The organism is Micromonospora sp. CV4 (assembly GCF_003667455.1).
In the GTDB taxonomy this organism is placed as follows: Bacteria; Actinomycetota; Actinomycetes; order Mycobacteriales; family Micromonosporaceae; genus Micromonospora.
Map to the genome: position 1 here is coordinate 24637 of NZ_RCVI01000242.1, position 25801 is coordinate 50437.

At 69.4% G+C, this 25801-nt stretch carries 26 protein-coding genes and 2 tRNA genes; 17 read left to right on the forward strand and 11 right to left on the reverse strand.

Annotated elements, in window-relative coordinates:
- Positions 1 to 119 precede the first annotated feature (119 nt).
- The 6 genes from rsmG to rpmH form a co-directional block, all read right to left on the reverse strand.
- A complete protein-coding gene (gene rsmG / locus EAD98_RS12185; RefSeq protein WP_233583805.1) occupies positions 120 to 830 on the reverse strand; it encodes a 16S rRNA (guanine(527)-N(7))-methyltransferase RsmG in 711 nt (236 codons plus the stop codon).
- Positions 831 to 981: 151 nt separating this feature from the next.
- Entirely contained in the window at positions 982 to 1596 is a 615-nt protein-coding gene (locus tag EAD98_RS12190; protein ID WP_121654166.1) for a R3H domain-containing nucleic acid-binding protein, read from the reverse strand.
- 209 nt (positions 1597 to 1805) lie between these two features.
- On the reverse strand, positions 1806 to 2789 hold the full coding sequence (gene yidC / locus EAD98_RS12195; protein WP_121654167.1) for a membrane protein insertase YidC: 984 nt from the start codon (positions 2787 to 2789) through the stop codon (positions 1806 to 1808).
- On the reverse strand, positions 2786 to 3076 hold the full coding sequence (yidD, locus tag EAD98_RS12200; protein ID WP_121654168.1) for a membrane protein insertion efficiency factor YidD: 291 nt from the start codon (positions 3074 to 3076) through the stop codon (positions 2786 to 2788). Before yidD ends, yidC begins: the two co-directional genes overlap by 4 nt.
- Positions 3073 to 3489 (reverse strand): ribonuclease P protein component, encoded by a 417-nt coding sequence (gene rnpA, locus EAD98_RS12205; protein ID WP_121654169.1) that lies wholly within the window; start codon positions 3487 to 3489, stop codon positions 3073 to 3075. The genes yidD and rnpA overlap by 4 nt, the downstream gene beginning before the upstream one ends.
- A gap of 34 nt (positions 3490 to 3523) precedes the next feature.
- Positions 3524 to 3661: a 50S ribosomal protein L34 gene (gene rpmH / locus EAD98_RS12210; RefSeq protein ID WP_007453904.1), complete on the reverse strand. Its 138-nt coding sequence runs from the start codon at positions 3659 to 3661 to the stop codon at positions 3524 to 3526.
- 633 nt (positions 3662 to 4294) lie between these two features.
- On the opposite strand from rpmH, the gene dnaA reads away from it, so the two are divergent.
- From dnaA to EAD98_RS12235, 5 genes are all read left to right on the forward strand, one after another.
- A complete protein-coding gene (gene dnaA / locus EAD98_RS12215) occupies positions 4295 to 6130 on the forward strand; it encodes a chromosomal replication initiator protein DnaA (RefSeq protein ID WP_121654170.1) in 1836 nt (611 codons plus the stop codon).
- 788 nt (positions 6131 to 6918) lie between these two features.
- The gene (gene dnaN, locus EAD98_RS12220; protein WP_121654171.1) at positions 6919 to 8052 is read left to right on the forward strand and encodes a DNA polymerase III subunit beta; all 1134 of its coding nucleotides are present in this window, start codon (positions 6919 to 6921) and stop codon (positions 8050 to 8052) included.
- A 40-nt stretch (positions 8053 to 8092) separates the two neighbouring features.
- Positions 8093 to 8965: a phosphogluconate dehydrogenase (NAD(+)-dependent, decarboxylating) gene (gnd, locus tag EAD98_RS12225; RefSeq protein WP_121654172.1), complete on the forward strand. Its 873-nt coding sequence runs from the start codon at positions 8093 to 8095 to the stop codon at positions 8963 to 8965.
- 16 nt (positions 8966 to 8981) lie between these two features.
- A complete protein-coding gene (gene recF / locus EAD98_RS12230; RefSeq protein ID WP_121654173.1) occupies positions 8982 to 10115 on the forward strand; it encodes a DNA replication/repair protein RecF in 1134 nt (377 codons plus the stop codon).
- Complete coding sequence (locus EAD98_RS12235; protein WP_121654174.1) at positions 10105 to 10746, forward strand: DUF721 domain-containing protein; 642 nt, start codon at positions 10105 to 10107, stop codon at positions 10744 to 10746. Before recF ends, EAD98_RS12235 begins: the two co-directional genes overlap by 11 nt.
- A gap of 10 nt (positions 10747 to 10756) precedes the next feature.
- On the opposite strand, the gene EAD98_RS12240 is transcribed toward EAD98_RS12235, so the two are convergent.
- A complete protein-coding gene (locus tag EAD98_RS12240) occupies positions 10757 to 10984 on the reverse strand; it encodes a hypothetical protein (protein WP_121654175.1) in 228 nt (75 codons plus the stop codon).
- Positions 10985 to 11104: 120 nt separating this feature from the next.
- On the opposite strand from EAD98_RS12240, the gene EAD98_RS12245 reads away from it, so the two are divergent.
- Positions 11105 to 11608 (forward strand): MarR family winged helix-turn-helix transcriptional regulator, encoded by a 504-nt coding sequence (locus EAD98_RS12245; RefSeq protein ID WP_121654176.1) that lies wholly within the window; start codon positions 11105 to 11107, stop codon positions 11606 to 11608.
- Here EAD98_RS12245 and EAD98_RS12250 read toward each other — a convergent pair.
- Positions 11593 to 12147, reverse strand: a complete 555-nt coding sequence (locus tag EAD98_RS12250) for a hypothetical protein (RefSeq protein WP_121654177.1) — start codon at positions 12145 to 12147, stop codon at positions 11593 to 11595. The two genes, EAD98_RS12245 and EAD98_RS12250, sit on opposite strands and share 16 nt — an antisense overlap.
- Positions 12148 to 12670: 523 nt before the next feature.
- On the opposite strand from EAD98_RS12250, the gene gyrB reads away from it, so the two are divergent.
- The 6 genes from gyrB (at position 12671) to EAD98_RS12275 (ending at position 18707) form a co-directional block, all read left to right on the forward strand.
- Positions 12671 to 14617, forward strand: a complete 1947-nt coding sequence (gene gyrB / locus EAD98_RS12255) for a DNA topoisomerase (ATP-hydrolyzing) subunit B (RefSeq protein ID WP_121654178.1) — start codon at positions 12671 to 12673, stop codon at positions 14615 to 14617.
- A gap of 130 nt (positions 14618 to 14747) precedes the next feature.
- Positions 14748 to 17270 carry a DNA gyrase subunit A gene (gene gyrA / locus EAD98_RS12260; RefSeq protein WP_121654179.1) on the forward strand — a complete coding sequence of 841 codons (2523 nt, stop codon included), beginning with the start codon at positions 14748 to 14750 and terminating at the stop codon, positions 17268 to 17270.
- A gap of 4 nt (positions 17271 to 17274) precedes the next feature.
- Complete coding sequence (locus EAD98_RS12265; protein ID WP_121654180.1) at positions 17275 to 18192, forward strand: DUF3566 domain-containing protein; 918 nt, start codon at positions 17275 to 17277, stop codon at positions 18190 to 18192.
- 150 nt (positions 18193 to 18342) lie between these two features.
- Positions 18343 to 18416: transfer RNA gene (locus EAD98_RS12270), tRNA-Ile, on the forward strand.
- A 42-nt stretch (positions 18417 to 18458) separates the two neighbouring features.
- On the forward strand, positions 18459 to 18587 hold the full coding sequence (locus tag EAD98_RS31545; RefSeq protein WP_233578611.1) for a DLW-39 family protein: 129 nt from the start codon (positions 18459 to 18461) through the stop codon (positions 18585 to 18587).
- 44 nt (positions 18588 to 18631) lie between these two features.
- Positions 18632 to 18707: transfer RNA gene (locus tag EAD98_RS12275), tRNA-Ala, on the forward strand.
- 55 nt (positions 18708 to 18762) lie between these two features.
- Here EAD98_RS12275 and EAD98_RS12280 read toward each other — a convergent pair.
- Positions 18763 to 19875, reverse strand: a complete 1113-nt coding sequence (locus EAD98_RS12280) for a tyrosine-type recombinase/integrase (protein WP_121654181.1) — start codon at positions 19873 to 19875, stop codon at positions 18763 to 18765.
- A gap of 518 nt (positions 19876 to 20393) precedes the next feature.
- Here EAD98_RS12280 and EAD98_RS12285 point away from each other — a divergent pair.
- Positions 20394 to 21155: a DUF3800 domain-containing protein gene (locus tag EAD98_RS12285; protein ID WP_121654182.1), complete on the forward strand. Its 762-nt coding sequence runs from the start codon at positions 20394 to 20396 to the stop codon at positions 21153 to 21155.
- Between the two features lie 395 nt (positions 21156 to 21550).
- Here EAD98_RS12285 and EAD98_RS12290 read toward each other — a convergent pair whose 3' ends face one another.
- Positions 21551 to 21931, reverse strand: a complete 381-nt coding sequence (locus EAD98_RS12290) for a VOC family protein (protein ID WP_121654183.1) — start codon at positions 21929 to 21931, stop codon at positions 21551 to 21553.
- Between the two features lie 207 nt (positions 21932 to 22138).
- Between EAD98_RS12290 and EAD98_RS12295 the strand changes: the two genes are divergently transcribed.
- The 4 genes from EAD98_RS12295 to EAD98_RS12310 all read left to right on the forward strand — a co-directional run bounded on the left by EAD98_RS12295 (position 22139) and on the right by EAD98_RS12310 (position 24862).
- A complete protein-coding gene (locus tag EAD98_RS12295; protein WP_121654184.1) occupies positions 22139 to 22876 on the forward strand; it encodes a VOC family protein in 738 nt (245 codons plus the stop codon).
- Between the two features lie 26 nt (positions 22877 to 22902).
- Positions 22903 to 23538, forward strand: coding sequence for a hypothetical protein (locus EAD98_RS12300; RefSeq protein WP_121654185.1), 636 nt, complete (start codon positions 22903 to 22905; stop codon positions 23536 to 23538).
- A 221-nt stretch (positions 23539 to 23759) separates the two neighbouring features.
- A complete protein-coding gene (locus tag EAD98_RS12305; RefSeq protein WP_147457374.1) occupies positions 23760 to 24368 on the forward strand; it encodes a hypothetical protein in 609 nt (202 codons plus the stop codon).
- 74 nt (positions 24369 to 24442) lie between these two features.
- Positions 24443 to 24862, forward strand: a complete 420-nt coding sequence (locus tag EAD98_RS12310; protein ID WP_074315599.1) for a CBS domain-containing protein — start codon at positions 24443 to 24445, stop codon at positions 24860 to 24862.
- A 76-nt stretch (positions 24863 to 24938) separates the two neighbouring features.
- On the opposite strand, the gene EAD98_RS12315 is transcribed toward EAD98_RS12310, so the two are convergent.
- On the reverse strand, positions 24939 to 25739 hold the full coding sequence (locus EAD98_RS12315; RefSeq protein WP_233583804.1) for an MBL fold metallo-hydrolase: 801 nt from the start codon (positions 25737 to 25739) through the stop codon (positions 24939 to 24941).
- Between the last annotated feature and the right edge of the window lie 62 nt (positions 25740 to 25801).

Here is a 25801-nt window from a genome sequence, read left to right on the forward strand (position 1 = left end):
GCGCGGTCAGCCTACGGCGGACGGGCGTGGCCGGTCCACGTCGGGTTCTCATCCCCTCGTTCCATCCGTACCGGTACAACGAGACAACCCACCGGCCGGACGCCCGATGGCGCGAAGCGTCAACGGCGGCGTGGCCGCCCGCCCCGGGAGCGCTTGCTGGCGGCCGGGCGGGCCGGACCCACCATCCGCTCGCGCACGATCTCCACGATGGTGGTGGGTGGATCGATCACCCCGACGCCGCAGAGACGCACGGTGGGCTCTCCGCCGCCGAGCCGCTCCACCACCGCGGCGTGCTCGTTGATCTCCTCGGCGGCGGACGCGCCCTTGAGCGCCAGCAGCCGCCCGCCGCGCACCGCCAGGGGCAGGCTCCAGGTCGCCAGCCGATCCAGTGGCGCCACGGCGCGGGCGGTCACCACGTCCCCGCTGATGGGTTCCCGGCCGCTCGACCCGCTGGCCGCCTCGTCGGCCCGCCCCCGGAACACCCGCACCGATCTGGTCAGGCCGAGACGCTCGACCACCTCGATCAGGAACGACGTGCGGCGGGCGAGTGGCTCGATCAGGGTCACCGTCAGGTCGGGGCGCGCGATGGCCAGGACCAGACCGGGCAGACCGGCGCCGGAGCCGACGTCGAGCACGGTCGCGTCGGCGGGGATCCGCTCCGCGACCGCGGCGCAGTTGAGCAGGTGCCGGTCCCAGATCCGGGGCGCCTCCCGGGGGCCGATCAGACCGCGGACCACCCCGTCGGTGGCCAGCAGCTCGGCGTACGCGGCGGCCACGTCGAGCCGATCGCCGAAGAGGGTCAGGGCGGCCGGGGCCAGCTCGGCCGGCAGCTCCGCGTCGGAGGGTGCGGGCGTACCGCCACCGTCCGGTGTCCGATCGGTCTCCGTGCCCGAGGTGTCGAGGCGGACAGCGGACGGCCCGGGCGGCGTGCCGCCCGGGCCGGACACGGCGTCAGCCGTGGTGTCGTCGTGGGTCACCCGGTCAGTCCGCCGGCCGTACGACGATGCGCCGGCTCGGCTCGACGCCCTCAGACTCGCTCACCACGCCGGACATGGCGTTGACCACGTCGTGGACGCACTTGCGCTCGAACGCGGACATCGGCTCCAGCCGGACCGGCTCGCCGAACTCCTTGACCTTCTCGACCGCGTTCTTGGCCACCGCGGCGAGTTCCTTGCGGCGGTTCGCGCGGTAGCCGCCGACGTCCAGCAGCAGGCGGCTCGGCGTGCCGGTCGCCCGGAAGACCGCGAGACGGGTCAGCTCCTGGAGCGCCTCCAGGGTGGCTCCGCGCTGACCGACCAGGTTCTGCAGCCGAGCGCCGACCACCTCGACCACCGGCCGGCCGCCGGCAACCAGCTCGTCGATGTCTCCGTCGTAGTCGAGGATGTCGAGCAACCCTTCGACGTAGTCCGCCGCGATCTCGCTCTGCCGGAAGAGTTCGCCCTCGCCCGCGCTCTTCTTCTCCCGAGCGCCGGCGGGTGCCTCGGTGTCGTCGTCGGCCTCCGTGTCGTCGGCCTCGATCTCGTCGTCCACCGCGAGCGGCGCGGTCTCCTCCTCGTCCAGGGACTGCTCGGCGCGGGGGATGCTGGTCTCGGTCACGGTCTCATCTCCGTACTCGCTCGGCCGGACCGTCGGGTCCGCTGGTTTCCCGGGGCCGGCGGGAGGTCGCCGGTGCCCACGGGCACGTCTGTACGGGCAGTGTCGCCCGTGGCCGCGTCGCGCGCGGTCGGTTCCGTCCGGCGCCGGCCGTACGGCGGCTGCGCGGTGCGGAACGGGCCGTCGTCGGTCGCCCGACGACGGCCCGGAGGTCAGCCCTGCCGCTTGGCGGGGCGGCTCTTCTTGGGGTTCACCGGCTTGGCGCCCGGCTTCGGCCCGGCGACCTTGGGCGCGGTCGCCTTGACCGGCGCCGGCGGGGCCGACTTGCCGCGCCCGAACAGGCCGCCCGTCTTGGCGGGCTGCACCGGGTTACGGGTGGCGGGGGTGGCGGCCTTCTTGGCGGTGACCGGCGGCGGGAACTTGCGGAGCACCCACTGCTGCTGGCCGAGGGTGAAGAGGTTGTTGGTGACCCAGTAGATGATCACGCCGATGGGGAAGATCGCACCGGAGATCAGCAGTGACGCGGGGATGCCGTAGAGCATCAGCCGCTGGATCATCCGCTGCTGCGGGTCCTCCGCCCAGCCGGTCTTGAGGATCATCTGACGGCTGGTCAGGTAGGTGGTGCCGATCATGATCAGGACCAGGATGCCGGCGATGACCTTGACCGTGGTGCCGTTGGCGCCCAGGCGGGCCAGCTCGTCGGCGGTGGACCCGAACTTGCCGGCGATCGGAGCGGTGAAGAGCTTCGCCTGCGAGGCGCTCTCGAACTGGTCGGCCGTCCAGCCGTAGAGGGTCTTGCTCTGCTTGGCCGGGTCGAGGCGGCGCAGCACGTGGAAGAGGCCGAGGAAGACGGGGATCTGGAGGAACATCGGAAGGCAGCCCATCAGCGGGTTGGCCTTTTCCTTCCGGTAGAGCTCCATCATCTCCTTCTGGAGCGTCTCCCGGTCACCCTTGTGCTTCTCCTGCAGCTCCTTGACCTTGGGCTGGAGCGCCTGCATCGCCCGCTGCGACTTGATCTGCTTGACGAAGACCGGGAACAGGATCACCCGGACCGTGACAACCAGGAAGACGATGGCCAGGATCCAGGCGAAGTTGGTGCCGATCACCGCGTTGACGGGCACCCCGATGGCGTCCCAGGCGGAGTGCCAGGTCAGCAGGATCCACGAAATCGCGAAGTAGATCCAGTCGAGACTCAATTCGGTGCTCCAGTCACATCGGCACGGCGGCGACCGCCCGGCTCCGGCACCGGGTCATGTCCACCAGGGTGGAAGGGGTGGCAGCGCAACAGCCGCCGGACCGCCAGCGCGGCTCCCCGGAGCGCGCCGTGCCGGGCCACCGCCTCCTGGGCGTACGCACTGCACGACGGGTAGAACCGACAGCGGGCCGGCAGTGCCGGACTTATCCACCGACGGTACGCGATGATGGGCGCGATCAGCACCCTGGCACCGGTTGAGGGGCGGGGGGCAGTCGGCTCCGTGGTCATCGGGACCTCCGCTCACGGGGTGACCGAGCCACGACGATGGCGGCGTCCAGGTCCGCGGCGAGTCGGGGGTACGACGCCTCGGCGGCGGCGGGAAGCGCTCGGACGACCAGCGTGCTGCCGGCGGGCAGCACGGCCAGCCGCTCCCGGACCAGCGCCCGAAGCCGACGCCGGACCCGGTTGCGGACCACGGCGTTGCCCACGGCCTTGGACACGACGAAGCCGGCGCGGGCCGGCGTGGAGGACTGCTCCACGCCGGTGTCCCGCGCCGGCTCCGGCGAGGTCGGTGTGCTGGGGTTGGCGGTCGCCGGCACGGTCAGGTGAACCACGACGGCGCCTCGTCCGGCGCGTCGGCCACCGCGAACCGCTGCGGCGAAGTCAGTGCTGCGCCGCAGTCGCTGTGCGGCGGCCAGCACGACTGCCCACGTCCCCCGGACCGGCCCGGTCGGCTCAGGCCGACAGGGTGGTGCGACCCTTGGCGCGGCGGCTCGAGAGGATGGCACGGCCGGCACGGGTGCGCATGCGCAGCCGGAAGCCGTGGGTCTTCGCGCGCCGGCGGTTGTTCGGCTGGTAGGTGCGCTTGCTCACGTCAGGCTCTCCGTTTTCGTACGCGCCCCGGGCGACGGGATCGCCGGGGTCTTGGGGTGGTCCAGGCCACCGCTACGGTGGCCACCGATCGGTGCTGCCCGGCGGAGCGGGACCTCGGCGATGCGGGGGATGCGACCGCGGACAGCAAGCACCCATCACCCTAGCAGAGGGCGAGAGAGCAGCCGCTCCAGCCTACGCAGGGGTGCAATGACCGTCAAACACCTCGTGACGGCGGAGATCGGGACGCGCCCGGGGCCGAAGGGGCGGTTTTCGCTGATGCCGACAAGGACCCGGCCGCGTCGCCGGTTGATGGCGCAGGGACAACGCTGTTACCGTGCCCGATTGCGGTGAGGCGTCTTCAGGCTCCGGTCCTCGCGCGCAGGCAAGACCGGACACGGTAGTGAATCGTTCGGCACGGTGAACCCGCTTCAACGCCCGTTCAGGCAGGGGCAGGTCCCACCCGCGTCCGACGGGCGGCCACATTCGGTCGGTACACAGGCTGTGGATAACCTGTGGACGACCACCGGTCAACCGTCCGGGTGGGTGATGTTCCACCCGCGAACGCGGCGGGCCCGGGATGGCCGGCTGGCAGACAGCGGCGGCCGGGAGCAGAGGCGAGGGGGTGGCACGACGGTGGCCGGTACGACCGACCTTGCCGCGGTGTGGTTAGCGGCGACCGACGAGCTCGCCGACGAGATCATCTCCGCCCAGCAGCGCGCCTACCTCCGACTGACCCGGCTGCGGGCGATCGTCGAGGACACCGCGCTGCTCTCCGTCCCGGACGCGTTCACCCGCGACGTGATCGAGTCACGGCTGCGCCCGGCGATCACCGAGGCCCTCACCCGACGGCTCGGCCGGCCGATCCAGGTCGCGGTCACCGTGCGGGTGGCCGAGGACACCGCCGGCCGCCCGGCCGGCACCGTCTACCGCAGCGCCCCGGAGCCGGGGCCGACCGACGCCGAGGGTTCGCACGCCGGACCGTCCGACGACGAGCACTCCGGCCGGACGGCGGCCGACGCGGTCATCCCCGAACAGCAGCACCCGGCGCGAGCGCCCGAGCAGGCCGCGCCGCCGGCCCCGACCGGTCCGCCGCTCGCGCCGACCGCCGACGGGCACCGGTCCGGGCTGATACCGGCGAGCCGCGACGGGCAGGAGGCGTTGTTCAGCGCCGCGTTCGTGGAGCCGCTGCGGACGCCCCGGCCGGCGCCGGAGCGACGCGCCTACGACGATCAGGCCGCCCGCCTGGACCCGCCGGGCCCGGACACCCGGCCCTACGAGCCCCGCTACCGGGAGGACGCGGCGTCGGCGTCCCCGCGGGACCAGCACGTGATCCGCGCGCTGCCCCGGGACAGCGGGACGGACAGCGGTCCGGGTCGCAGCGGTGTGGATCATCGGAACGGGGGCCGCGACGACCGGCGGCTGCCCGGCGCCGACACCGGCGGCAACCGGCTCAACCCGAAGTACATGTTCGAGACGTTCGTCATCGGCTCGTCCAACCGGTTCGCCCATGCGGCGAGCGTGGCGGTGGCCGAGTCACCGGCGAAGGCGTACAACCCGCTGTTCATCTACGGCAGCTCCGGGCTGGGCAAGACGCACCTGCTGCACGCCATCGGGCACTACGCCACGACGCTCGGCAACGCCCGCTCGGTGCGGTACGTCTCGACCGAGGAGTTCACCAACGACTTCATCAACTCGCTCCGGGACGACAAGACCAGTGCGTTCCAGCGGCGCTACCGCGACGTCGACATCCTGTTGATCGACGACATCCAGTTCCTGGAGAACCGCGAGCGCACGCAGGAGGAGTTCTTCCACACCTTCAACACCCTGCACAACGCCAACAAGCAGATCGTCATCACGTCGGACCGGTCGCCGAAGCAGCTCGCCACGCTGGAGGACCGGCTGCGGACCCGGTTCGAGTGGGGTCTGCTCGCCGACATCCAGCCGCCGGACCTGGAGACGCGGATCGCGATTCTGCAGAAGAAGGCGGCGCAGGAGCGGCTCTACGCTCCTCCGGACGTGCTGGAGTTCATCGCCTCCCGGGTGTCGAACTCGATCCGGGAACTGGAGGGCGCGCTGATCCGGGTGACCGCGTTCGCCAGCCTGACCCGGTCGACCGTCGAGCTGTCGCTGGCCGAGGAGGTCCTGCGGGACTTCATCCCGGACGGCGCCGGCCCGGAGATCACCGCGGACCAGATCATGGTCTCCACGGCGGACTACTTCGGGGTGAGCCTGGAGGACCTGCGGGGGCAGTCCCGTTCCCGGGTGCTGGTCAACGCCCGCCAGGTGGCCATGTACCTGTGCCGGGAGTTGACTGAGTTGTCGCTGCCCCGGATCGGGCAGGCCTTCGGGGGCCGGGACCACACCACGGTCATGCACGCCGACCGCAAGATCCGCCAGCAGATGGCCGAGCGGCGCTCGCTCTACAACCAGATCGCCGAGCTGACCAACCGGATCAAACAGAACACCTGAGGCGTACGCCCGCCGTCGCCACGGCACGCAGCCACCGGGACACGCCCGGCCGGAGACCCGGCCGGGCGTTTCTTTCTGATTCCTGACGGGTCTCCGACTTGACCCTCGACATGGTGCAGACCACAGCATCTACGCCGTGACCGCTTCGATGCTCACTCGTTGTCCACAGCTCGTTGTCCACCGTCAGTGGATAACTACGGTCCGTCCTCCGCCGGTTACCCACAGGCTGTGGAGAAACCCTGTGTACGACGCTGTGGACGGCTGGGGACAACGGCGCGGTTGTCCACCGACGACCGGTGCCCTGTGTACGACCTGTTGAAGGTTCTGGGGATGACGCCAATGGTGATCTTCTTGACGATCCACAGGCTTGGGGAGAAAGTCGGTGGATTACCGGTGGACAACCGGTGGACAACGGTGGACAACCGCCCGCTGCGGTCGGGCTGTGGACACACAAGGCTGTTGTACCCCCGGTTCTCCACAGCCAAATCACCGGTGGATAACCTGTCTGAGCTGCGCGGACCCGGGTTCTCCACAGTTTGCACAGGTGCGATGAAGACGATGAGTTATCTCTTCTAAGAGAACAAAAACCAATCATCACCGTTGGACTTTCTGTGGATCGGGCCGAACGCTGCCGGATCAACCCGTCAGCATCGACACGATCCATGGGGCCGGGCGCACAGCCGATGCCCCCGCGCCCTAAAGTGCGATGGGTACCCGCACGGTCGGGCGGGACGGTAGGCAGCGGTCGGCATGAGAGAGTTGTCGCTGACGTCGACGCGGAGGCATTGATGAAGTTCCGAGTGGAGCGCGACGCGCTCGCCGAGGCCGTGGCCTGGACCGCGAAGAGTCTGCCGAGCCGGCCGTCCGTACCGGTGCTGGCCGGGGTGATGCTCCGCGTCACCGACGGCAACCTGCGGGTCTCCGGATTCGACTACGAGGTCTCCAGCCAGGTCACCGTCGAGGTGCAGGGCGACGCCGACGGCGCCGCGCTGGTCTCCGGTCGCCTGCTCGCCGAGATCACCAAGGCACTGCCGGCCAAGCCGGTGGACATCGCCGCCGTCGGCGCCCACCTCGAGCTGGTCTGCGGCAGCGCGCGGTTCACCCTGCCCACCATGCCGGTGGAGGACTACCCCGCCCTGCCCGAGATGCCGCAGAGCGCCGGCACGGTCGACGCCGCCGCGTTCGCCACCGCGGTCTCGCAGGTGGCCATCGCCGCCGGCCGCGACGAGACGCTGCCGATGATGACCGGCGTTCGCGTCGAGCTCTCCGGCAGCACCCTGTCGATGCTCGCCACCGACCGTTACCGGCTGGCGTTGCGCGAGATCCAGTGGCGGCCGGACGACCCCGAGGTGAGCATCAACGCCCTGGTGCCGGCCCGCACCCTGAACGACACCGCCAAGGCGCTCGGCCCGCTGGGTGGCGAGGTCACCCTCGCCCTCGCCCAGGGCGCGGCGGGCGAGGGCATGGTCGGCCTCGCCGGTGGCACCCGGCGCACGACCAGCCGGCTGCTCGACGGGGCCAACTACCCGCCGGTGCGCTCGCTCTTCCCGGCCAGCCACAACGCCGAGGCCCGGGTGCCGGTCAGCACCCTGATCGAGGTGGTCAAGCGGGTCGCGCTGGTCGCCGAACGCACCACGCCGGTGCTGCTCAGCTTCAGCGCCGACGGGCTGGTGGTCGAGGCCGGCGGCTCGGAGGAGGCACGGGCCAGCGAGGCGATGGAGGCCACCTTCACCGGCGACGCGCTGACCATCGGGTTCAACCCGCAGTACCTCATCGACGGCCTGGCCAACCTGGGTTCCCAGACCGCCATGCTCTCGTTCGTCGACGCCTTCAAGCCCGCGGTGATCTCACCCGCCGGCGAGGATGGCGAGGTCATTCCGGGGTACCGGTACCTCATCATGCCGATCCGCGTGTCCCGCTGATCGCGCGCACCGATACCCAGATCCACGGAGGTAGGAACACATGCAGCTCGGCCTGGTAGGTCTCGGCCGGATGGGCGGCAACATGCGCGAGCGGTTGCGGGCCGCCGGCCACGAGGTGGTCGGCTTCGACCACAACCCGCAGATCAGCGACGTGCCGACCCTCGCCGGGCTGGCTGAGAAGCTTGAGTCTCCGCGCGCGGTCTGGGTCATGGTGCCCGCCGGTGTCACGGACGCGACCATCGACGAGCTCGCCGCGGTCCTGGGCGAGGGCGACATCATCATCGACGGCGGCAACTCCCGCTTCAGCGACGACGCTCCCCGCGCGGAGCGGCTCAACGAGCGCGGCATCGGCTACCTGGACGTCGGCGTCTCCGGCGGCGTGTGGGGCCGGCAGAACGGCTACGCGCTGATGGTCGGCGGCGCCCAGGAGCACGTCGACCGGCTGATGCCGATCTTCGAGGCGCTCAAGCCCGAGGGCGAGTTCGGCTTCGTGCACGCCGGGCCGGTCGGTGCCGGGCACTACTCGAAGATGGTGCACAACGGCATCGAGTACGGCCTGATGCACGCCTACGCCGAGGGCTACGAGCTGCTGGCCGCCTCCGAGCTGGTGACCAACGTGCCGGGCGTGTTCAAGTCCTGGCGCGAGGGCACGGTGGTCCGCTCCTGGCTGCTCGACCTGCTGGACCGGGCGCTCGACGAGGACCCGGAGCTGGCCGAGCTGAGCGGTTACACCGAGGACACCGGCGAGGGCCGGTGGACGGTCGACGAGGCGGTCCGGCTGGCCGTGCCGCTGAACGTCATCACCGCCTCGCTGTTCGCCCGGTTCGCCTCCCGGCAGGACGACTCGCCCGCCATGAAGGCCGTCGCCGCGCTGCGCCAGCAGTTCGGCGGCCACGCCGTCCACAAGCGCTGAGCGGTATCCACACCCTGTGTACGTCCACCGGCTGGAACTGGTCGACTTCCGCTCGTACGAGCGGGTCGCCGTCGACCTCCAGCCGGGGGCGAACGTCCTGATCGGCGCCAACGGCGTCGGCAAGACCAACCTCGTCGAGGCGCTGGGCTACGTGGCGACCCTGGACTCGCACCGGGTCGCCACGGACGCGCCGCTGGTCCGGATGGGCGCCTCCTCGGCGGTGATCCGCTGCGCGGTGGTGCACGACGGCCGTGAGCTCCTGGTCGAGCTGGAGATCGTGCCCGGGAGGGCCAACCGGGCCCGGCTGGGCCGCTCCCCGGCGCGGCGGGCCCGCGACGTGCTGGGCGCCCTGCGACTGGTGCTCTTCGCGCCAGAGGACCTGGAGCTGGTTCGGGGCGACCCGGCCGAGCGCCGCCGCTACCTGGACGACCTGCTGGTCAACCGGCAGCCCCGGTACGCCGGCGTGCGGGCCGACTACGAGCGGGTGGTCAAGCAGCGCAACGCCCTGCTGCGTACCGCGTACCTGGCCCGCAAGACCGGCGGGTCCCGGGGCGGCGACCTCGGCACCCTCGCCGTCTGGGACACCCACCTGGCGCAGCACGGCGCGGAGCTGTTGGCCGGCCGGCTGGAGCTGGTCGCCGCGCTCACGCCGCACGTCTCCAAGGCGTACGACGCGGTGGCCGCCGGGCGCGGCGCCGCGGGCATCGCCTACCGGCCCTCGATCGAGCTGGCCGAGCCGACCACCGACCGTGCCGCGTTGGCCGCCGCGCTGACCGCAGCGCTCGCCGCGTCCCGCTCCGCCGAGATCGAACGGGGCACCACGCTGGTCGGTCCGCACCGGGACGAGCTGGCGCTGACCCTCGGTCCGTTGCCCGCCAAGGGGTACGCCAGCCACGGCGAGTCCTGGTCGTTCGCGCTGGCGCTGCGACTGGCCGGGTACGACCTGCTGCGCGCCGACGGCATCGAGCCGGTGCTGGTGCTCGACGACGTCTTCGCCGAACTGGACACCGGTCGCCGGGAGCGGCTGGCGGAGCTGGTGGGCGGCGCGAGCCAGCTGCTGGTCACCTGCGCGGTGGACGATGACGTGCCGGCCGCTCTGCGCGGCATCCGCTACCAGGTGGGCGAGGGGACGGTACGCCGTGTCGGATGAGTCACGACCCGACCGTCCCGACGCCGGCGGCGGTGACCGGCGGGCCGGCGACGCCGCGTCGGCGCGTACCCCGGGGTCGGAGGCGACCGGGGGTGGCGACGGTGGTGGGCAGCCGGACGCCGCCACCGGGCCGGAGCTGGCCCGGGCTGTGCTCGACGCCGCGTTGTCCGGGCGGCAGGCGGCGGCCCGCGCCCGGCGTACCCCCGGGGGTGGCGGGAGTGGCGACGGCGGCTCCGGGCGGCGGCTGCGTGGCTACTCCGGCCCGGGCCCCGACCCGCGCGACCCGCAGCCGCTCAGCGTGGTGCTGAACCGGTTGGTGAAGGCGCGCGGCTGGCAGCAGCCGACGGCCGAGGCCACGGTGTTCGGCGCGTGGGAGCGGGTGGTGGGCGCGGAGGTCGCCCAGCACAGCCGGCCGGTCAAGCTGGAGAACGGCGAGCTGACCGTGGAGGCCCGCTCGACCGCCTGGGCGACGCAGCTGCGGCTGCTGGCCGGTTCGCTGCTCAAGCAGATCGCCCGGGAGGTCGGCCACAACGTGGTGCGCAAGCTGCACATCCACGGCCCGGCCGCGCCGTCCTGGTCCAAGGGGCCGCGTCGGGTACGCGGCCGGGGGCCGCGGGACACCTACGGCTGAGTGGGACGTCTCAGCCCCGCCGGCCGGCCTGTCGGGCGGCACGCTTCCGTTCGCGCTGCTCCCGGGTGTAGCGCTTGCGCTCCTCCAGGTCCCGCTTCCACATCTCGCGGGCCTCGGCGGAGCCGCCCTGCACCGCGCCCTGCACGCCCTCGGCGGGGCCAGCGAGGTGTCGGAAGGCCCAGCGCATGAGCCGGCCGCCCTCGCCCGGGGATCTGGGGGTCGCGCCGTCCTCGCTCATCTGCCGCCCTCTTTCTGCGCGCCGTCGCTCCGCCCGGCCGCCCGAGCAGAGCATTGGTGTACCAATAGTTGGTGTACCAATGATCGGTACGATAGTCACCGTGTCAGGGGAGGGCAAGCGATGAGCGAACGACCGGTCGACGTCGACCCGCTGGCGCTGGAGCAACAGGTCTGCTTCGCCCTCTCGGTGGCGGCGCGCAGTGTCGTGGCGGTCTACCGGCCGCTGCTGGAGCCGATGGGCCTCACCCATCCGCAATATCTCGTCATGCTGGCGCTCTGGCAGCACGCGCCGCTGTCCGGCCGTGACCTCAGCCGGCTGTTGCAGCTCGACCCGGGCACCCTGTCACCCCTGCTCAAGCGACTCGAAGCGGCCGGTTACCTGCGCCGCGAGCGCGACGCCACCGACGAACGCAGCCTCGCTGTCACCCTCACCGCCAGCGGTGCCGCCCTGCGCAGCCGGGCCGAGCGGATCCCGGCCGCGATCGTGCAGCGGCTCGGGCTGCCAATGGAGGACCTGCAACACCTGCACGCGGTGCTGACCCAGGTGATCACCGCGGCCAACCGGCCCGGTGGCGACGACCGGATCGCCGCCGACCCCGGGTCGGCCGGTCAGGCGTCGGCGTAGACGGCGAAGCCGCGTTCGGCGCAGCGCCGGTAGAACGCCGCCAGCACGCCCAGCTCGGCGCAGGTGAAGTTCCACTGCGGCGGATCGCCGCTCTCGTCGCGCAGCGCGTCCAGCCGGCTCTCCAGCCAGCGCAGCTGCTGCTCGGCCAGTCGGCCGTCGCCGAGCAGCGAGCGCAGCACCGTGCTCACCGACTCGAACGTCACCGCCTCGCCGTGCGGACGGTGGCCCGTGACGAACCGCTCGATGCCGCCGGCGATCCAGGCGCACCCGTCCGGGTCGATCACCGGGTCCTCGTCCTCGGCCGCGGCGTCTGTGGCGTACAACACACCTTCCAGGCCGAGCAGCAGGTCCACCAGCTCGGTGTACGCGGTCGCCCGGACGGTGCCGGTCTTCGCGATCAGCTCGGCCAGCGCCGCTGTGGGCGCGGAGATTCGCGGCAAATCGACGATCTCGCCGAAGTCGACGAACTCGGCCGGCGCGACCGGATCATAGAAGCGGCCGGTCCGCGGCCAGTGCACCGCGACGTTGTCCAGCCCCATCTGTCACCTCTTAAAGAGCACGTGTCGGGTCGATCGGGTCGATCGTCCCGGTTCCGGCCCGTAAAGATCAAGGCCGCTTCCGGGGCGCCGCAAACGTACGGCACGGGCGGTCCGGCCGCGACCCCCGACCCGCCCGACCGCGGGTCAACCCGCTCCGGGGCGGCGCGTCCGATCGGACCCTGGCGTGTGGGGGGAGTCGCGGGCGATGGGGTTCTGCCGGCTACGGACTTCTCAGCCGCCTCGCTGAGGGTGCCGAGTGGTGGTTCTGTCCTCCGCGCACAGTAGGATTGACGGTGAGACGAAGACCCGGTGCGGAGCGAGGGACGGGGCCGGTGGCCCCAGGATCATTCTCCACGTCGGGTCGAGCCGATCGCGATCCGCGGGCAACCGCGGCGACCGGCGCGTTCGACCCGCTGTCCGGAGATCTCCGGCACCGGTCCGCGCGCCGACGTCGCGTCCTGTCCGCCGAACCCGCGCCCGACGCGCCCCTTCCGGCGCGGACGACGCGAGAAAGTGGCCGAGGGTGGCAGCGCAGGACAAGCAGGAGTACGGCGCAGAGTCGATCACCGTTCTCGAGGGGCTGGAGGCGGTTCGCAAGCGGCCCGGTATGTACATCGGGTCCACCGGCGAGCGCGGTCTGCACCACCTCGTGTGGGAGGTCGTCGACAACGCGGTCGACGAGGCGCTGGCCGGATACTGCGACACCATCGACGTCGTGCTGCTCGCCGACGGCGGGGTCCGGGTCACCGACAACGGCCGTGGCTTCCCGGTCGACCTGCACCCGAAGCTCAAGAAGCCGGGTGTCGAGGTCGCACTGACCGTGCTGCACGCGGGCGGCAAGTTCGACGGCAAGGCGTACGCGGTCTCCGGTGGTCTGCACGGCGTCGGCGTCTCCGTCGTGAACGCGCTCTCCACCCGGATGGCCGTGGAGATCCACAAGTCCGGTTTCGTGTGGCGGCAGCAGTACAACAACTCCAAGCCTGGCCCACTGGACAAGGGTGAGACCACCGACCGCAGCGGCTCGGCGGTCTCCTTCTGGCCCGACGCCGACGTCTTCGAGACCGTCGACTTCGACTTCCAGACCATCTACCGGCGCCTTCAGGAGATGGCCTTCCTCAACCGTGCCCTCCGCATCCACCTGCTCGACGAGCGGGTGGCCGAGGAGGAGGACGGCCGCCAGCGTGAGGTGACCTTCTTCTACGAGGGCGGCATCGCCGACTTCGTCCGGCACCTCAACGCCTCGAAGAACCCGATCCACAAGACCGTGGTCGAGTTCGGCGCCGAGGAGGAGGGCATGTCGCTCGAGATCGCCATGCAGTGGAACGAGTCGTACGGCGAGTCGGTCTACACCTTCGCCAACACGATCAACACGCACGAGGGCGGCACTCACGAGGAGGGCTTCCGGTCCGCGCTGACCAGCGTGGTCAACCGGTACGGCACCGACAAGAAGCTGCTCAAGGGCGACGAGAAGCTCTCCGGCGAGGACATCCGGGAAGGGCTTGCCGCGATCATCTCGGTGAAGCTGGCCAACCCGCAGTTCGAGGGCCAGACCAAGACCAAGCTCGGCAACACCCCGGTGAAGAGCTTCGTGCAGCGGGTCTGCAACGACCGGCTGGTCGACTGGTTCGATCGCAACCCGGCCGAGGCCAAGATGATCATCCAGAAGGCCTCCCAGGCGGCTCGTGCCCGGATCGCCGCGCAGCAGGCGCGCAAGCTGGCCCGCCGCAAGTCGCTGCTGGAGTCCGGCTCGATGCCGGGCAAGCTGGCCGACTGCCAGTCGACCGACCCGCGCGAGTCCGAGGTGTTCATCGTCGAGGGCGACTCGGCCGGTGGCTCGGCCAAGCAGGGTCGGGACCCGCGGACCCAGGCGATCCTGCCGATCCGCGGCAAGATCCTCAACGTGGAGAAGGCCCGGATCGACCGGGTGCTGAAGAACAACGAGGTCCAGGCGCTGATCACCGCGCTGGGCACCGGCATCCACGACGACTTCGACATGGAGAAGCTGCGCTACCACAAGGTGGTGCTGATGGCCGACGCGGACGTCGACGGCCAGCACATCCAGACGCTGCTGCTCACCCTGCTGTTCCGCTTCATGCGCCCGCTCGTCGAGATGGGCCACGTCTACCTGGCCGCCCCGCCGCTCTACAAGATCAAGTGGAACAAGAAGGGCGACGACGCGCAGTACGCCTACTCCGACCGTGAGCGGGACGGGCTGATCGCGCTGCGCCAGCAGAAGAAGCCGAACGCCAAGCCGGACGACATTCAGCGGTTCAAGGGCCTCGGCGAGATGAACTATCCCGAGCTGTGGGAAACCACGATGAACCCGGCGACGCGTACTCTGCGTCAGGTCACGCTCGACGACGCGGCGACCGCCGACGAGTTGTTCAGCGTGCTGATGGGTGAGGACGTCGAGGCGCGCCGGTCGTTCATCCAGCGCAACGCCAAGGACGTGCGGTTCCTGGACATCTGACGGAGCTCGGCGGGTCGGCCGGGGCGAGCCCGACCGACCCGCCGATCCACAGAGTTATCCACAGCTTGGCCAGTATCCACAGCCGTTATCCACAGCACGAAAACGACTCTGAGTCTGATAAGGGTATACAGTGACCGATTCCCCCGAGTCCACACCGAACGAGCCAGAGGTCCCCGCCGACGCCATCGCCGCCGTGGTCGCGCACGACCGGATCGAACCGGTCGGGCTCGAGGTGGAGATGCAGCGCTCCTACCTCGACTACGCGATGAGCGTCATCGTCGGTCGTGCGCTCCCGGACGTCCGGGACGGGCTCAAGCCGGTTCACCGCAAGATCCTCTACGCCATGTTCGACTCGGGCTACCGGCCGGACCGCGGCTACGTGAAGTGCTCCCGGGTCGTCGGCGACGTGATGGGTCAGTTCCACCCGCACGGCGACTCGGCGATCTACGACGCGCTGGTCCGGATGGCGCAGCCCTGGTCGCTGCGGTATCCGCTGGTGGACGGCAACGGCAACTTCGGCTCGCCGGGCAACGACCCGGCCGCGGCCATGCGATACACGGAGTGCAAGCTCGACCCCCTCGCCATGGAGATGCTGCGGGACATCGACGAGGACACCGTCGACCTGCAGGACAACTACGACGGCCGGGCCAAGGAGCCCACCATCCTGCCGTCGCGGATCCCGAACCTGCTGGTGAACGGCTCCGAGGGCATCGCGGTCGGCATGGCCACCAAGATCCCGCCGCACAACCTGCGGGAGATCGGCGCGGCGGTGCAGTGGTGCCTGGAGCACCCGGAGGAGGACGAGGAGACCACCCTCGAAGCCCTGCTCGGCATCGTCAAGGGTCCGGACTTCCCGACCCACGGCCTGATCGTCGGCACCACCGCGATCCAGGACGCGTACCGCACCGGTCGCGGCTCGATCCGGATGCGGGCCGTGGTGGAGGTCGAGGAGGACAAGCGGGGCCGGCCCTGCCTCGTCGTCAGCGAGCTGCCCTACCAGGTCAACCCGGACAACCTCGCCGAGCGGATCGCCGAGCTGATCAAGGAGGGCAAGCTCGCCGGGATCGCCGACATCCGCGATGAGTCCTCCGGTCGTACCGGCATGCGGATCGTGTTGGTGCTCAAGCGCGACGCGGTCGCCAAGGTCGTGCTGAACAACCTCTACAAGCACACCCAGCTCCAGGAGACCTTCGGCGCCAACATGCTGGCCCTGGTCGACGGGGTGCCGCGCACGCTCAACCTGGCGCAGTTCATCCGCTACTACGTCGAGCACCAGATCGACGTGATCCGCCGGCGGACGGCCTTCCGACTGCGCAAGGCCGAGGAGCGGGCGCACATCCTGCGCGGTCTGTCCAAGGCGTTGGACGCGCTGGACGAGGTGATCGCCCTTATCCGGCGCTCGCCGACGGTGGACGACGCGCGGCAGGGCCTGATCCGGCTGCTGGAGATCGACGAGATCCAGGCGACCGCGATCCTGGACATGCAGCTGCGCCGTCTCGCCGCCCTGGAGCGGCAGCGGATCCTGGACGACCTGGCCAAGCTCGAGATCGAGATCGCCGACCTCAAGGACATCCTCGCCAAGCCGGAGCGGCAGCGTCGGATCGTCTCGGAGGAGCTCGGCGAGATCGTCGCCAAGTGGGGCGACGATCGGCGCACGCAGATCATCCCGTTCGACGGCGAGGTCTCGATGGAGGACCTCATCGCCCGGGAGGACGTGGTCGTCACGATCACCCGGACCGGGTACGCCAAGCGGACCAAGGTCGATCTCTACCGCTCGCAGCGGCGGGGCGGCAAGGGCGTCAGCGGCGCCACGCTGCGGCAGGACGACATTGTCAGCCACTTCTTCGTATGCTCCACCCACGACTGGATCCTGTTCTTCACGAACAAGGGCCGTGTCTACCGGGCCAAGGCGTACGAGTTGCCGGAGGCCAGTAGGGTAGCCAAGGGCCAGCACGTGGCCAACCTGCTCGCCTTCCTGCCCGACGAGCAGATCGCGCAGATCATCGAAATTCCGAACTACCAGGTAGCGCCCTATCTGGTACTGGCCACGAAGAACGGCCTGGTGAAGAAGACGCGGCTCGAGGAGTTCGACTCCAACCGTTCCGGCGGAATCATCGCGATCAACCTGCGCGATGAGGACGAGCTGGTCGGTGCTGCGCTGGTTGCGCCGGAGAACGACCTGCTGCTGGTCTCCAAGAAGGCGCAGGCGATCCGGTTCAACGCCTCCGACGACGCGCTGCGGCCGATGGGTCGGGCCACCTCCGGCGTGATCGGCATGCGCTTCACGGACGACGACGTCCTGCTCGCCATGGAGGTCGTTCGGGAGGGTCTGGACGTTCTGGTGGCCACGAACGGGGGATACGCGAAACGTACCCCGATCGAGGAATACCCGGTGCAGGGCCGGGGAGGTAAGGGCGTGTTGACTGCGAAGATCACCGAGCGGCGCGGTGGTCTGGTCGGCGCTGTGGTGATCGACCCGGACGACGAGCTGTTCGCGATCACCAGTAACGGTGGTGTCATCCGGACTCCGGTGAAGCCTGTACGCCGTACGCGTGACCGGAACACAATGGGGGTCAAGCTGATGGACCTCCCGGACGGCGTGACTATCGTGGCCATTGCTCGCAATGCCGACGAACCCGACGAACAGGACTAGTTGAATGACGGAGACACAGGCGAAGTCGGGGAACACGGGGACCTCGGCCAACCCGGTCGACGAGGAGGCCGCCAAGAGCGGCACACCAGCGACCGGCCGCGCGGCCGTGGGCCGGGCAACGGTCCCCGCCGACGCGCCTGCCCCGAAATTCACCCGGGCTCCCGGCATGACACCCCCGCCGGACCAGCCCGGCGAGGACGGCGGGTCGGGCGACAAGACTGAGACGTCCGGCGTCGAGGCGCCGGCGTCCAGCGATGCGCCCCCGGCAGCGGCCCCGGCCAAAGCCCAAGCCCCGGCCCCGGCCCGGCCCACGACCACCCAGCCGATCAGTGTCCGGCCGGGTGAGGCGGCGTCCACCGGCGCCACCGGCACCCAGCCCCGGATCACGCCCGGCATGACCCAGCCGCAACCGGACTCGGGGCGTGCCACCGGTGCCGGTCGCCCGGCCAGCGGCGGCGGCCTGCCGCCGGGGATCGGCAACGCGGTCGGAGCGGCCCGGGTCGGTGACGCGGTACGCGCAGCGCGTACCTCGGTCGGCTCGGCCGCGTCCCGCGGACCGCGCCGGGCCCGGCTGAACCTGAAGCGGATCGACCCCTGGTCCGTGATGAAGTTCGCGTTCGCCGTCTCGGTGGTGCTCTTCATCGTCGTGGTGGTCGCCACGTCGGTGCTCTACCTGGCGCTGGACGCGATGGGAGTGTTCCAGAGCGTCAACGACAGCCTGAGCGACCTGGTGAACGCCGGCGGCGGGCAGAGCACCAGCGGCTTCCAGATCACCGCCAAGGGCGTGATCCTCAGCTCGGCGTTGATCGGCCTGGTCAACGTGGTGCTGTTCACCGCGCTGGCCACGCTGGGAGCGTTCGTCTACAACGTCTGCGCCGACCTGGTCGGCGGGATCGAGCTGACCCTCGCCGAGCGGGACTGAGCGATCGGGACGCCGGGGCGCCGCGGAATGCGGTCGCTCCGGCGTCTCGTACTCAGGTAGGTTTTGCAGGCGTCAACGGCCCGGCTCGCGGGCCCGGACCCCGATTTGGGGCCGGCTGAGCGGATGGGTTAACCTTGCTCGTCGCAACACGGGGCTATAGCTCAGTCGGTTAGAGCGCAGAGCTGATAACTCTGAGGTCGATGGTTCGATTCCATCTAGCCCCACCGCAGGTCGTCCGACGCTAGTCGAGCGCGAGGGATGTCCCCATGTTCAAGAAGCTGCTGATTCTGGCCGGCGTCGTCGGCGTGGCCGCCGTCGTGTTCAACAAGGTCAGGGCCTCGAACGACGAGCGCGCCCTGTGGCACGAGGCGACCACCGCGCCCGACCTGCGCTGACGTCCGGCCCGCGGCGAGCGATCGGCGACGCCGCAGCCGCCCACGGGGCCCTAGCTCAACTGGCAGAGCACTGCCTTTGCAAGGCAGGGGTTAGGGGTTCGAGTCCCCTGGGCTCCACCAGTACTTTCCTTGGTTGATCTCGGTCCGAGTACAGCCATTCGTACAGCCAAGCCGGTCACGCCGTCCCCTCCTGGCCGAGAATCCGGTCAATGGCCGAGGCAGCCTGACGAGCCCGCGCCGGCAGAACGTGGCCGTAGGTGTCGGCCGTCATCCGGATCGTGGAGTGCCCAAGCAGCTCCATCACCGTCCGCAGTTCCTCGCCCTGGTCGAGCATGAACGTGGCGAACGCGTGCCGCAGGTCGTGCAGGTGTAGCCAGTCCAGCCCGGCCGCCGCGCGGAGCTGCTCGAAGCGCCGGTTGACGTTCCGCGGCTCCATCGCAGTGCCAATGGTGCTGGCGAAGACCAGGCCGAGATCCGACCACACCTCCCCGGCTGCGAGCCTTTCCTTGGCCTGGCGCACCCGCTGTGCCTCCAACGCCCGAACGGCCAGAGCCGACAGCGGCAGCGGACGGGCCGACCGGTGCGTCTTCGGTGGCACGAACACCAACCCGTGATCCGTCCGCTGGAGCGTCTGCCGAACGAACAGCGCCTTCCCCGGCAGGTCGACATCCGACCACCGCAGGCCCAGCAGCTCAGCCCGCCGCAGCCCGGTCGCCAGCGCCAGGACGAACAGGGATTCCAGCCGGTCCCCGGTCAGCACCGACAACAGCGTCTTGGCTTCCTCGGGCGTCAGCGCTCGCCGCTCGGTCCGACCGAGAGCCGGCGGCTTGGCAGCCTTGGCGACATTGCGCGGGACCAGGTCCATCCGCTCAGCGTCGGCCAGGGCGACCCGCAGCACGGTGTGCACCTTGATGATGCTGGCCGGCGCTAGCTGCCCGCGCAGCCCGGTGAGGAACCGCTGCACGTCCCGAGGCGTCAACCGGTCGAGCTTGACCCGACCGAGGCCCGGTACCAGGTGCTTGCTCACGGCCAGGCGGTAGCGCACCAGCGTTGACGGCCGGGTGCCGTCGTGCGCCTTCACGTCCCGCAACCACTCGGTCAACCAGGCTTCCAACGTCCGAGGCTGCGCGGTGAGGTCGACCCCGAGCTGAAGTTGGCGCCGCAACTCGTCCCGCTTCCGGACCGCTTCAACCTCGCTCTTGGCGTAGACGTACTTCCGCTTCCGCTTCCCGTCGATCCAACCGAGGTCGACCACCGCAGCCCACACGCCCGGCCGCTGCTCGTACACCGAGCCGTTCGTCCGGTAGGGCGCTCCACCTTGTCACCCTGGCCCTGGTCTGCTCCACGGTGTGTGGGTCGGCGGCAGGCGGGATGGCAGTAGCGGTTGAGGCGTGAGGCGGGCGGGTCAGCTTGCTTCGGGCCGACAGTGGTCGGTGGCCGTTCGAACCTGAGTGCTAACCGAAAACCTTCCATCCACCGGCTGGGGTTACTAAAAGGCCTGGTCAGCAAGTGGTCGCGGGAGATTCCCCACCAAGCGTCCACAGGTTGTCCACAGGTAGTCCCCAAGTTCAGCCATACCCGTCCACAGGTTGTCCCGAGGCCTGTCCACATAGGTAGATGAAGCATCTGCTGGATGGGCCGTACGCTGCGAATCAGCAGGTGGTCGGTGAGTGCAGCACCTCTCGCCGGCATCGGCCGCTCGACAGACGCGAGTCCTGCCGTACCCGTGCAGTGGAGGACGGTCGTCAACGAGTGACGGACGGTAGAGATATGGTCACGTAGTAACGAAACCCCGAAGGACCAGCTGTGCTTCTGGCGTACATCGATGAGTCGGGCAATACCGGTGACATCGACAAAGGTGGGTCACTGACCTACACCCTTGGTTGCGTCCTCATCGACTCCGAGGACTGGCCTGACTCCTTCAACGAGATGTTGGCCTTCCGCCGAAGGATCCGCGACACGTTCGGTGTGCCGATGCGCGTCGAGTTGAAGGCGAGCTACCTACTGCGGAACGCAGGGCCGTTGCGCGACCTCGGATTGGCGCCGGCACAGCGCAGCCTCATCTATCGCGCCCACATGCGGGAACTTCACCAGTTGAAGGCCAAGGCGTTTGGGATCGTGATCGACAAGCGGAAGGGGACTGCCCCTCCGGACGATGTCTTTGAACTCGCTTGGACCACCCTGCTTCAGCGGCTCGAGCGGGCGAGCTACTACGGCAACACCCCCTTCATGATCTTTCATGACGAGGGTGAGGACGCGCAGATTCGGAAGCTTGTCCGAAAGGCGCGCCGGTACTTGACGGCCGGAAGCATGTACGGCGGTGGGTCGTTGGTTAACGCTGCCAAGCGCCTGATTGACGATCCGGTCGCCCGCCGGTCCGATCACTCGTACCTAGTGCAGATGGCCGATTTGGTGGCATATGCGGCCTTCCGAAGCACGATCGCGCCTGGTGGCAGCATTGCTGCTGTCTGTCCTCAGAACATGTGGGAGCAGATCGGAGAGGCGATTCGTACAGAGACGAATCGTGTCAAGGGCGGGACGCCCGGCATCGTCGTACGCGAGGCCTAGATTAAGGCCCCCTGACACGAGTGCCAGGGGGCGGGAAGTGCCTACACCGGGCACACGCACCGGTTCAGCGCTTGGGTCAACACTAACTTGACACTTGCCTGCCGTGAAGCCTGTCGGGCGTGTCAAGTCTCTCAGACCTACCAAGCTTGCCAACTAGCCGTCTTTGCCACATGCGAGCTGTACAGCCATCGGTACAGCCAAGCCGACCGGCGGACGGCGTCAGAGAGCGACAAGAGGCGACGCAGCGTGCAGGTCAGCGGCAGCCACCGACGCTGACCGACACAAGTCTTGATCTTTGCAAGGCAGGGGTTAGGGGTTCGAGTCCCCTGGGCTCCACCAGCACTTTCCCCGGTTGATCTCGGTTCCGAGCACAGCCAAGCGGTCGACGAGGGCCGTCAGAGTGGGGCGAGGCGGCGCTTGAGCAGGCAGAACTCGTTGCCTTCGGGGTCGGCGAGGACGTGCCAGGACGCATCCGCAGGCTGACCGATGTCGACGAGTTTGGCCCCGGCGGCCAGGAGGCGTTCGAGCTCGGCGTCCTGATCGCGGTCGGTGGGGTTGACGTCAATGTGCAGCCGGGCATGCCCGTTCTTCGGCTCGTCATCGCGGATGAGGAAGATCGTCGGCTGCGGGCCGCCGAACCCTTCGCGCGGGCCTATCTCGATGTAGACCTCCTCTTCGCGATCGAGCTCTATGAAGTCCAGGACCTCGCACCAGAACCGCGCCAGCACCTCGGGGTCGCGGCACTTGAGCACGAGCTCACCGATACGGCATGCCATTGACGAAACCTACTCTCAGGGTGGGAGCTGCCGGGGTGGCCGCACGCGCATCTCATGGGCTCCCTGCAGTGCGAACACTCTCGCGGACCGTACCGGGCGATGCGAGCGGGGGCGAAGTGGGTCACTGACGGCGGCCGACGGCAGTCTTGATCTTTGCGAGGCAGGGGTCAGGGGTTGATGTGCCAGGTTGCCGCTAGCATCCTCGCCATGACGACGCGGCTTGTTCAGATCAACATGAAGGCTCGGGACGACTCCGCGCTGGGCGGTTTCTGGGCGCAGGCGCTCGGCTGGGACATTTCCAGCGAGGGACCCGGCGTGACCAACCTCGAACCTGAGGGCTTCGTCTACCCCGACCCCGTCGCCGTCTGCATCGACCTCGTCGTCTCCCCGGAACCCAAGACGGTGAAGAACCGCGTCCACGTCGACCTCGCCACCACCTCGGCGGCTCATCACGCGGAGGTGGTGGCGCGCCTGAAGGATCTCGGCGCAACACCCGCCGACATAGGCCAGGGCGACGTCCCGTGGACGGTCATGGCCGACCCCGAGGGCAACGAGTTCTGCGTACTGGACTGGCACGACCCGGTCGAAGACACCGGACCGATCGCCACCGTGGTGGTCGACTGCGTGGATCCGCGAGCCATGGCCCGCTTCTGGGGCCAGGCGATGGACTGGACCCTGCACAAGGTGACCGACCACAACGCGGTACTGCGCTCCGCCAAGGGCGTCGGCCCATATCTGCAGTTCCTCCGTACGCCCGACGTCAAGACCGGGTGGAACCGCGTCCATCTCGACCTCCGTCCATATCCAGGTGACGACATGGAGGCCGAGACGGCCAGATTGCGGACTCTCGGCGCCACCGTGATCGACCTGGGCCAGAGCGATGTCCCGTGGACCGTCCTGGCCGACCCGGAAGGCAACGAGTTCTGCCTCCTCACCCCAAGCTGATTCGCGGGGATCGATAGCCTGGCTCCGTGAGCTTCGGCACCTACGCGCGCAAGGTACGTGACCACTCGCTGCCCTACGGACGCCGAATCAACGCCTTGGCGGGATGCATCGAGCGTTATCAGCCGATCGGCTTTCTGGCCACGTTCGGTTACCTGGAACAGGTCGCAGGGCCTTTGCGTCGCGATGAGACTGCGCTTCTCCGGGCGTTGGACGCACTCGGTTCAAGCCGGGACCTGTGGTTGGTCGAGCTGAGCGCGTATGCGGAGCGGCGGCGGGAGGCCAAACTCCTGGGCCGGCGGAGCCCACGGAAGACTGAACTCAACGTGAGCTCACCAGTCTGTTGGTACGGCGATTCGAAGGGGGCGGCCATCTTCACGGTCCGCTTCCTGCTGGAAAACCGGGACAGGGAGGTTGATGCCGATGTCGTTCGACTCGCCTCGGTCTGCCTGGAGGCTGGAGGGGACTTCTCCTCGGCCGAGCACGATCAGTTGAGCCGGCTCCGTCGGCACTTCGAGCACCTTCGCCGAGTGTCCGGGTGGCCGGACGTCGACTGGCCGAACTGGCGGAAGGCCCACCGGTCGTTGTGGCTGTTGCACCACATCACGTATGCGACCGCATCTGACGATGCCTGTTCCGGCGCGGCCAGGCGTTCGGTCCGATGAGCGCTATACCTCAGAGGCATAAATATGACTCTGAGGTATAGCGCTTTCACCCGCGACAAGGGCTGGGCAGCGGCAGGCAGCCGCAGGCACCGGTCGCAGGACAGCCAAGCCTGGATGCCGGCGTCTGCCTAAATCGAAGCGGAACGCGACTCACGGTCGTTACCGGCATAGGGGCCGCGGGAACCAGCCACGGCTGGGCGACGAGCACGATGGGCAGGGTCATGAGCGGGGAGAGGCCAGCCGGGCGAGCCGCCAGGAAGTCGCGAGAGCTCAGCGAGGGTGACGACCTCCTACGAGGCACCGCGGAACAGAAGCTGGGCGGCTTCTACGCGATCGCGTTCGGTGCCTCTCTGTACGTCTGGGACGTCGCATTCACCCTCGGCGCCCACCGGACCATCTTCTACTACCGGCGACAGGAACTGCTCGTGCTGTCCCTTGTGGTGCTCCTGAGCGTCGTCCTGCTACGCCGCCGGGTGCACACCCACCGCTGGGTGCTGGTCTTCTTCCTGCCCCCGATTTTGCTCCTGGTGTTGCGACTCGTCGTGCCGCGCCCGCTCGGAGGCCTGGGTCAGACCATTGACCAGGTGTTGAATGTCGTTTCTCTCGCCGTGGTTCCGTTCCTGGCGGTCATCGTCGTCCAGTTGCTCGCGCCCAGCTACTTCAGCCTCCCGGGTCGCCGTCTCAAACTCACCGTGGTGGCGATCGTCGCCATCGTGGCGGTGATCGGGTTTTTCGTCGGCCAGTTCAACGACCGCTTCATCACGTGCGCGGACTTCGTCGTGGCCGGCGAGGACCCTGCCCCGAACTGCGCGCACGGCACGGAGCGGTAGGCCTTCGCATGGTCGGGGACGGTCGGGGTAGGAGGGACGGCAACAACCCCCCTCGGAAGTGAGGTGTCAGACCAATGCCGACCGCACGCGAGATCATGACGAACGACGTGAGCTGCGTCCGCGAGCAGGACGACCTGAAGTCGGCCGCGAAGCGGATGGCCGAACTGGGGGTCGGCTCGCTGCCGATCTGCGGTGACGACAACCGGCTCAAGGGCATGCTGACCGACCGCGACATCGTGGTGAAGGTGCTGGCGGAGGGTCGCGACCCGGCCAACGTGACCGCCGGCGAGCTGGCCCAGGGCGAGGCGGTGACCATCGGCGCGGACGACGACGCCGCCGAGATCCTGCGGACCATGGGCCAGCACAAGGTACGCCGGCTGCCGGTGATCGACGGGCATCAGCTCGTCGGCATCGTGGCCGTGGCCGATGTGGCCCGGTCCCTGCCGGAGCGCCCCGTGGGTGACCTGATCGAGGCCATCTCCGAGCGCAGCTGACCGTCACCCGTCACGGATCGCCCCCACCGGTCAAGCGGCGGGGGCGATCGGTGTGCCGGGGCCTGCGGCCGGGCGGTCAGGCGGGCGGCGTGAGGGTGGCGGTCTCGCCGTGGGCGATGGTGCGTACCTGCGACACCCAGCCCCGGCGGCGGGCCTCGTCCACGAAGTGCGCCAGCGGTGAGCGGAAGAGCCCGTAGTCGTCGTAGTGGATCGGCACGGTCAGCTTCGGTCGAACCAGCTCCACCAGATCGGCGCCCTGTCGAGCGTCCATGGTGAGCAGAATTCCGGCGACCTTCGTGCCGCCGAGGTGGATCAGCATCGCGTCGATGTCCGGGTACCGCTCGGGGATGTCCGTGAGCAGCGGCCGGTTCAGCGTGTCGCCGGTGATGTAGAGCCGGAACTCGCGCCGCCCGGCGCGCTCCACGTCGATCATCGTGCCCATCACGTCGGGCATGAGCAGGTCCAAAGCACCCGGGCCGTGCTTGCCGGGCATCGAGGTCAACCGCAGGGTCGTACCGTCGCGGTGCAGCTCCCGCGACGACCAGGTCGGCAGGCCCTCGGCGGCCTGGAATCCCCATTGCCGCAGCTTCCGTCCCGCCGCTGGCGTGGTGACGATGGGCAGCTCGCGGGCCAGGTCGCGGCGTGCCACCCGGTCGAAGTGGTCCCCGTGCAGGTGGGAGAGGACCACCGCGTCCAGCTCCGGGAGCTGGGCGATCGACAGTGCCGGATCTGTGCGCCGGCGCGACCACAGGCCCTTGCCCAGGTACGCCCGCTGGCCCCGATGCAGGAAGTTCGGATCGGTCAGCAGCGTGAAACCGCCGATCCGCAGCACCGTCGTCGCGGTACCGATGAACGTCACCTGCGGCTGCTCCGTCACGGTGCCCACCTCCTCCCGTGCAGCGGTACCCCGGCGAAGAGCGGGCATGCGCGGGCGGCCCG

Coding starts and splice junctions, on each gene's coding strand:
- yidD (WP_121654168.1), bottom strand. CDS start 3,076: ATGACCACGGAGCCGACTGCCCCCCGCCCCTCAACCGGTGCCAGGGTG.
- dnaN (WP_121654171.1), top strand. CDS start 6,919: ATGAAGTTCCGAGTGGAGCGCGACGCGCTCGCCGAGGCCGTGGCCTGG.
- gnd (WP_121654172.1), top strand. CDS start 8,093: ATGCAGCTCGGCCTGGTAGGTCTCGGCCGGATGGGCGGCAACATGCGC.
- EAD98_RS12240 (WP_121654175.1), bottom strand. CDS start 10,984: ATGAGCGAGGACGGCGCGACCCCCAGATCCCCGGGCGAGGGCGGCCGG.
- EAD98_RS12245 (WP_121654176.1), top strand. CDS start 11,105: ATGAGCGAACGACCGGTCGACGTCGACCCGCTGGCGCTGGAGCAACAG.
- EAD98_RS12250 (WP_121654177.1), bottom strand. CDS start 12,147: ATGGGGCTGGACAACGTCGCGGTGCACTGGCCGCGGACCGGCCGCTTC.
- EAD98_RS12265 (WP_121654180.1), top strand. CDS start 17,275: ATGACGGAGACACAGGCGAAGTCGGGGAACACGGGGACCTCGGCCAAC.
- EAD98_RS31545 (WP_233578611.1), top strand. CDS start 18,459: ATGTTCAAGAAGCTGCTGATTCTGGCCGGCGTCGTCGGCGTGGCCGCC.
- EAD98_RS12290 (WP_121654183.1), bottom strand. CDS start 21,931: ATGGCATGCCGTATCGGTGAGCTCGTGCTCAAGTGCCGCGACCCCGAG.
- EAD98_RS12295 (WP_121654184.1), top strand. CDS start 22,139: ATGACGACGCGGCTTGTTCAGATCAACATGAAGGCTCGGGACGACTCC.
- EAD98_RS12305 (WP_147457374.1), top strand. CDS start 23,760: ATGAGCGGGGAGAGGCCAGCCGGGCGAGCCGCCAGGAAGTCGCGAGAG.
- EAD98_RS12310 (WP_074315599.1), top strand. CDS start 24,443: ATGCCGACCGCACGCGAGATCATGACGAACGACGTGAGCTGCGTCCGC.